The sequence below is a fragment of the Peptostreptococcus sp. MV1 genome (assembly GCF_000758885.1).
Taxonomy (GTDB): domain Bacteria; phylum Bacillota; class Clostridia; order Peptostreptococcales; family Peptostreptococcaceae; genus Peptostreptococcus.
The window spans coordinates 1-6,505 of the sequence record NZ_JRNB01000009.1; the positions used below are offsets into that span (position 1 = coordinate 1).

Consider the following 6,505-nt stretch of genomic DNA (forward strand, 5'->3'; position numbering starts at 1 on the left):
AAATATTTTAGGGAGTTAGTTGTAATAAAAAAGTCCATAAAAACTTGACACTGTCCAAAAGTTCTAAATACTTGAAAAAAAAATGAAAATGAGATAAAATATATGTAGACAAATTCATTGAAAACGTCAGCTTTTTACGATAACTATTTACCAAATTACCGTAAGCTGAAATTTCTAGAAGAAAATTGTACTAACTTGCTAGACTAAAAGACTCTAGACCTAGATAGTAGGAAATTAGGAGGTGATATGATAAGAAACTATAACACAAAATCTTACGCTCAAGTGCATGTGAAAAACTCAAAAAACAATACATGCTACGTAAGTAAATCCGACCAAATCTTTGGTCAAAATTTAAAATGAATTAATTATTTAAAAAAGGAGGAAAAAATGGACAAAAAACAAATTTCAAAAAGATATTTGTCACTGCTCTTAGCACTTATCATGCTAATAGGAATACTGCCACTAAATATCTTTGCTGAGACATTCACAACACAAGTGAATGGAAAAACAGTTGTTAATACGACAGACTGGACCATCGATGAAAAAAAAGAAGCGGAAATGAGCTACTGGAGGCTGGCTAACATTAACGAAATAGAAGTTGTGGCCAATGCAGAGGGCATTAAGACACCTTCTGTTAATTACATTGGAACTTATATCAATGCAGAAGGTAGAACGGTAATTAGAGCTTCATTTAGGATGTTTCAAAATTTAGCCACTGGATTCTGGCACAAAGCCCTGTTTAAATTTGATAAAGACTTATATGACCTGATTGATTTCAATAATACGAGAACAGGTATGTATAAGGGAGTAATTGATGGCGGTTTTCACGATAATGCAGTCTATAACCAAATCGCTGCTTTTGCTGATTGTGTAAGTTCATATTCAGGGGCAGTACATGTTAAAGAACAGAGCTTAACGAACAATGGTAATAAAGCTGGCGGAAGCGCAAGACTTGAAATTCCTATTGACCTTGTTTTGAAAGAAGGCAAAACAGTTGCAGACATTAAAGGCCAACCTCATATTCAAATGAGGATAACAAACAATGACTATACCAAAGTCTTCTGTGTAGCAGGAACTGAAAAATCCGATACTCAAAAGAATCTTATAGCGCCTTATAACTCCTACACTTTTATGACCTATATACCGTCTGCTAATAATAATGCGGATGTAGGTACAGTTTCTGACTACAACGTGGACAAACAATTCTACAGTGCAAACTCATATGCTAAATATAATGAGGCAGGAGGCTATCTTGATGTTTTCCATAAACAATCGAAGTTGGCTTCAGGTGATAAGATAGGCGGCGAAAGCTTCGCCTTTAGACAAGTTTTCAATGAAAAATTCGCAGAAGTTTTAAAACCACAAGATAAATCAGGAACAGTGGCGGAAGTATTTACCGCAAACCAACAAGGGGAAATGTGGAAAACAAGCAAACCAATTAAAATCACTAAGAGTGATTTAAATACATCTGCCAATAGTGATTTAAAGTCCGGTTTTTATGGTATTCAAGTTGCTTCAAGCTTTAAAAATGGTACCATTACAAATACAGGAAAATTTGCTGGACTGAAAACTGTAATTACTACAGAAAATCCAACAGAATCTTTTTTAAACAGTTCGACGACAGAGTTTAATTCAGGCTTGCCGACAATAACAAGGTACTATATCGATAAAGACAAGGTGGCAGCAAAAGGATTAACGACAGACGACTTAGCGGCCTTTGACTTTTATTCAACCTTTATTTTAGACAGCCAAAAGAAATTTATCGAGTATACGGCTACCAATAACACAGGAGCCGATATCATTCTTCCGGCAGATAGCAATATTGGATTAACTTATTCTAACGGCCCAACATCCACACCGAACCTGAATTTAGATCAATACTCTCTTACATTCGGAGAAGGACCTTATAAAATTGAAATGAGATCCAATTTTACACACACAGGTAAGCTGCTCAATGGAAATGTGGGTAGACAGTATGAGTATAACTTAATTCCAGGTATGACCATTAAGGCCGGAGAAAAAATTACTTTTAGGACTATGAAATATAATACACCTCCGAGCAAGGTTACCTTAACTTTGCCTAGCACTAACGGAGCCAAGACAATTTACTTGTTACCAGGTGCAAACGGAGCGGAAGTAACTACACCTAGAAGACTTAACTACATTACAACCTATGCAGGTGGTTCAGCTTCACAAACAAACTTGCCACCGGACGTAGATGAAATCTTTACAGATTCAAAAAAGATTACAGGCAGAACTAAGTACAGACTAGCTAAGATGAGATTGTATTATCCAGTCAATACTGACGCCACAGACTTTGAATTTACAATTGACGATAAAGGCCAACAAGATGTAGTAGTAAATGGACAAACATTTAAGGGTTATACATTCACTACAGATAATAAGTCCGGTATATATGCTAAGAATGGAGTTGCAGAAACAACGGCTAGAGCATTTGCAATGCCAGCTCTTAAGAAAGATATGCCTATAGCATTTACAAATAGAGACGAATTAAAAGCATCGGTAGCAAGTGATAAAGTTACAGAACAAGTACAAGCTAAAGTTAGATTCATGCTAGATACAGAGCAAGCTCTATATATGGAAAAAGTTGCACCTCTTAACAAGGAATACCTATACACTTACGACGAAACTACAAAACGATATACCAAGAACACAGCTTATGTAGCTAATGGCTTTGGAGAACTTGACGACAAAGGCAATGTAGTTGAAGGCACACTTGATAACATCAAAGTTGATGCAAATCAAGTTATTGATGTTGATGGTCAAAAAATGATTAACTACATCAACCACGATGGTAAAACTTACGATACAAGTGATGCAAATCAAAAGAAAGCACTTGCTAATAGACAATGGCCAAAAATTACACTCAACGATAGCATCAAGTATTTCAATGGTAAAGTTCTTATAGGTTGGACAACAGTTAAACTTACAGATGATGCCAATGAAACAGCTGCACAAAAATACTACAAATTAGTAGAAGAAAATAAAGTTGTTACTAAACTTACAGACTGGACAAAGGCAAAGACAGAAGCTTATGTTTATAACTCTAAATCACCAATGGAAGAAGCAATTACAGTTTATGGTGTTTGGGGCGAACCAGCAATCAGACTTCACTCCAACTTTGACAAAGACACAGCAGCTGGAGGAATGCAAGAAGATGTTGATACACAAATTCTTGAAAAGGCTGTTATAGATAAACTAAAAGCAAATGATGACCCAACAACTATTGATGCAACATTAAAATCTGTGTATGACAAAGCTGAATTTAAACGTGATGGTTATTCACTAGTAGGTTTCTCTAGAAATCCTAATGCAACAGAACCAGACATTAATGTTACAGATAAAGGCGAACTTAAAGAAGACCTATATTTAAGAGACGGTGATACATTTAAACTAGAAGCTAAGGGTTCACAAAAAACTAGCTCAGAAACAGTTAACTACGATTACAAATTTGATGCAACTAAGGGTCTTGACCTATACGCAGTGTGGAAAGAAGACTTTACAGTTAAGGCTACAAAAGCTTGGCTAGATAAAAATGGTACTGATTTGAAAGCTAAGCCAGAAAATGTAAATGCACTTAAATTTGCCCTTATTGGTCGTCCGGCAGTAGGTACTTTCGGACAAGAAGTCGTTGTAGAAGGTGCAACTTACCACCCAATTGAAGGAACTATCAAGAACTTTACAGGTACAGACCTAACTTGGGGCGAAGGTTCAGAAGGAAAACTAAAGGGTTACGATACAAAAGGTCGCCGTATGTCCTACCTAATTGTAGAGCTTACAAATGCTGAGCAAGAAAAAGCTTTTAGGGATGGTTCTACAAAGTGGTCAGATTACGGAATCAAAATCACTGAACCAGACCCAGAACAGCATGTATATGGTCACAAAGATCAAGTTATAAGCTTTGGATCAGGACAAAATGTTGATACCTTTACTGGAGCAACAACTCGTCTTCATAAGACAGCTGCAAATCCTAATGGAGTTAATCCACATGGAAGCGCAACAACACCAAAGGTTGGTTACTTTGACACAACTGGTTATGTAATTAATGTAAAAAATAAAGAAGTTGTAGTTCCATATCCAACAATTGAACAAGGATACACTGGAGATACTACTATAACAGTTAATCCACCAGAAAAAATGGTAGATAAAATTACAGTAACACTTCCAGATAACACAACAGCGATCTTTAAGAAGAACGCAGCAGGAACAGGATACGAAACAACAACTGAAGGCAATACAAAAGCAAATCTTGCAGTTACAGGTGGAAAGCTTGTAATTACACTAGCTACTCCACTTGCAAAAGACCAAGTGGTTAAAGCAAAGGCAGAAGAATCAATTGCCGGACAAGTTATACCATCTGAAGAAGTTACCATGAAGGTTACAGATAGAAAAGTATCTAACAAGCCTGAAGCATTAAAACAAGAAAAATATGTTAACAATAACGATGTACCAATAACTTTCAAGGTTCCAGACAATATTGTTGATAAGCCAGTACCGGGAACAGTTTATACAGTAGTAACTGTAGATGATCAAGGAAATGAAACTCCTACAAGTCACACTTACACGATACCGGCAAATGGAGCTGAAACTATACCAGGAACTCGTCAAACAATTACAGTTCCAAAATCAGAACTTGAAGGTAAGAAAGTCATTATTAAGGCACAAGAACCTAATAAGACTTCGACAAATTCTGACCCATTAGATTTAGACTTTACTGGTCCAACAGTTACACCAGATGCAAGAGATGAACGTTGGAGAAGATGGACAGATGTAAATGTTCTATTAAATGAAGCGGCAGATGGACCAATCATACTTTCTTATAAGGATAATGGTCAAACAGTAACAAAAGAGTATGATACAAAAGAAGAATTATCTTATGACATTGCCAGACTAAGCTTTAATGAAAATGTAAGTGACATGACAATTACAGCGACTGATAAATTTGGCAATAGAACAGTTCAACCTATTAACTATGCACCAATAGGACAAACACAAATCATAGTTGCACCTATTAGAGCAGGCAGAAACTTCGTAATTGTTACAGCAAAAGAAGCAAATACAAAAGTAGTAGTAAATGTTTATGCTCAAGGAACATTATTAGATAACTATGCAAGAGATAAGTACTTTGACTTCATTGGACCAGATAAACCAACACCAAAGGCAACAGTAGAATTGACATTTGATCAAGCAAACAAACGTAAGAGAATGAGGATATTAGATACTAACGGAAATGTATATAAGTTACAAAAGGGAGATGTAATTGATATAGTTGGAACTATTGGAGAAAAAGGACCAAACTACAAGATTACAAATCCATTTACAGAAATAGTTAAATAAAGAGAGGGGACTTGTTCCCCTCAATAACACAAATGTAATAGAAAGGAGTTACAATGAACAAACCTAAGAGAATATTATCTCTTTTCTTGGCTATAGTGATGATTCTTTCAGTTTTTCCAACATCTCTATTTGCTGCAGAAGCAAAAGATGAAGTAAAAACCAAGACAGAAGTCGTACAGAGCCATAAAGTAGGAGATAAATTAGTATTTGATGTACTAAAGGCTAGAAGTCATAGACTATACAAGGCAAAAGCGCAAGGAAACAGATTTTTTTCACCAGGATCACCAGCGACAGTGGACCAAAATGTAACAATAGACCTAAGGACTGTTGGTCTAGGTGAAGATTCTACTTCTTTTGATTGGAGTCTACTACCTAGTGGACTTAAAGTAACAGTTTACTTTACAGACCAAGGTGGAACAGAAAGTGAAAGGCAAGAAGTCACTTTAACTCAAAGTAATTTAAGTCAAGATGTAACACTAAAAGTTCCGGCAACAGGCGGAACAGGAAAGCTTCACGCAGAAATTCCAGATATTGATAACAATCTTGCAATCCGAGTAATAAGATCAGGAGAATCTACAGCAGATACTACAGTAGGCAGTGGAGATTGGAGTTTTACAGTTGATGTAAGCGAAATTACAAGCCCTGTTATTAATTTAGTAGTAAAAGATCCATATGGTAATCCAGCTACAGCAGCAGGAGATGTAGCAGCTAAACTTAATGTTGCAGGGCTTGGGGGCGAACAAGGTGGACTAGATATACCATTTACAATCTCACAAGGTAATACTAGCTTCAATTTGAAACAAGCCGAACTTTTAAATGGCGAAGATTATGACATTACAGAATTAAACTACCCTGGAGATAGTCCAACACTTACTGTTGATAATGAAACAAGTGGTAAGTTGACATTAGGTACAGGAGCAGATGCAGTAGAATATAAAGTTGCAAAGGCTTATTCAATTAAAGACGGCGGTACAATCACATTAACAAGCCAACCAAAAGTAATAGTACCAGTACCAGGAAATGATGGGAACTTACCAAATGTACCAGACGGCTACGAAAGATTAACATTTGATGCAACAGCAGATGGTAAGATTGGCACAGTTCAAAAAGTTGCCTTTGATGTATTATCAGGAACAAAATACAATGA

3 protein-coding genes are annotated in these 6,505 nt (G+C 36.2%); 2 read left to right on the top strand and 1 reads right to left on the bottom strand.

The window, feature by feature from the left end; translation table 11 throughout:
- Nucleotides 1-912: 912 nt before the first annotated feature.
- Nucleotides 913-1,095 (bottom strand): hypothetical protein, encoded by a 183-nt coding sequence (locus tag HMPREF1639_RS09185; RefSeq protein WP_156955922.1) that lies wholly within the window; start codon nucleotides 1,093-1,095, stop codon nucleotides 913-915.
- 321 nt (nucleotides 1,096-1,416) lie between these two features.
- Here HMPREF1639_RS09185 and HMPREF1639_RS01290 point away from each other — a divergent pair, with 321 nt between their 5' ends.
- Complete coding sequence (locus HMPREF1639_RS01290) at nucleotides 1,417-5,358, top strand: hypothetical protein (protein WP_156955923.1); 3,942 nt, start codon at nucleotides 1,417-1,419, stop codon at nucleotides 5,356-5,358.
- Nucleotides 5,359-5,411: 53 nt separating this feature from the next.
- A partial coding sequence (locus HMPREF1639_RS01295; protein WP_036762432.1) for a hypothetical protein occupies nucleotides 5,412-6,505 on the top strand: 1,094 nt, incomplete at its 3' end.